Annotated in this window: 1 rRNA gene; it reads left to right on the forward strand. The window is 51.6% G+C overall.

Annotated elements, in window-relative coordinates:
• Window positions 1-6 precede the first annotated feature (6 nt).
• Window positions 7-1,570, forward strand: a 16S ribosomal RNA gene (locus JCM11969_RS16630).
• The last annotated feature ends 69 nt before the right edge of the window (window positions 1,571-1,639 follow it).

Genomic DNA, 1,639 nt, shown 5'->3' on the forward strand with positions numbered 1-1,639 from the left:
CAATCATAAAATGAGAGTTTGATCCTGGCTCAGGATGAACGCTGGCGGCGTGCCTAATACATGCAAGTCGAACGCATCCCGTTAAATGAAGTGCTTGCACGGATTTTAACATCGGATGAGTGGCGAACTGGTGAGTAACACGTGGGTAACCTGCCCAGAAGCAGGGGATAACACTTGGAAACAGGTGCTAATACCGTATAACAACAAAAACCGCATGGTTTTTGTTTGAAAGGTGGTTTCGGCTATCACTTCTGGAAGGACCCGCGGCGTATTAGCTAGTTGGTGGAGTAACGGTTCACCAAGGCAATGATACGTAGCCGACCTGAGAGGGTAATCGGCCACATTGGGACTGAGACACGGCCCAAACTCCTACGGGAGGCAGCAGTAGGGAATCTTCCACAATGGACGAAAGTCTGATGGAGCAACGCCGCGTGAGTGAAGAAGGTTTTCGGATCGTAAAACTCTGTTGTTGAAGAAGAACACGTTTGAGAGTAACTGTTCAGACGTTGACGGTATTCAACCAGAAAGCCACGGCTAACTACGTGCCAGCAGCCGCGGTAATACGTAGGTGGCAAGCGTTATCCGGATTTATTGGGCGTAAAGCGAGCGCAGGCGGTTACTTAAGTCTGATGTGAAAGCCTTCGGCTTAACCGGAGAAGTGCATCGGAAACTGGGTAACTTGAGTGCAGAAGAGGACAGTGGAACTCCATGTGTAGCGGTGAAATGCGTAGATATATGGAAGAACACCAGTGGCGAAGGCGGCTGTCTGGTCTGTAACTGACGCTGAGGCTCGAAAGCATGGGTAGCGAACAGGATTAGATACCCTGGTAGTCCATGCCGTAAACGATGAATGCTAGGTGTTGGAGGGTTTCCGCCCTTCAGTGCCGCAGCTAACGCATTAAGCATTCCGCCTGGGGAGTACGACCGCAAGGTTGAAACTCAAAGGAATTGACGGGGGCCCGCACAAGCGGTGGAGCATGTGGTTTAATTCGAAGCTACGCGAAGAACCTTACCAGGTCTTGACATACTGTGCTAACCTAAGAGATTAGGCGTTCCCTTCGGGGACGCAGATACAGGTGGTGCATGGCTGTCGTCAGCTCGTGTCGTGAGATGTTGGGTTAAGTCCCGCAACGAGCGCAACCCTTATTGTCAGTTGCCAGCATTTAGTTGGGCACTCTGGCGAGACTGCCGGTGACAAACCGGAGGAAGGTGGGGATGACGTCAAGTCATCATGCCCCTTATGACCTGGGCTACACACGTGCTACAATGGATGGTACAACGAGTTGCGAACTCGCGAGAGCAAGCTAATCTCTTAAAGCCATTCTCAGTTCGGACTGTAGGCTGCAACTCGCCTACACGAAGTCGGAATCGCTAGTAATCGCGGATCAGCATGCCGCGGTGAATACGTTCCCGGGCCTTGTACACACCGCCCGTCACACCATGAGAGTTTGCAACACCCAAAGTCGGTTCGGTAACCTTCGGGAGCCAGCCGCCTAAGGTGGGGCAGATGATTAGGGTGAAGTCGTAACAAGGTAGCCGTAGGAGAACCTGCGGCTGGATCACCTCCTTTCTAAGGAATAATACGGAAGCCCTGCACTGAGACAAAACTTTGTTTAGTTTTGAGAGGTCTACTCTCAAA

Source organism: Secundilactobacillus paracollinoides DSM 15502 = JCM 11969 (assembly GCF_001311135.1).
Taxonomy (GTDB): Bacteria; Bacillota; Bacilli; order Lactobacillales; family Lactobacillaceae; genus Secundilactobacillus; species Secundilactobacillus paracollinoides.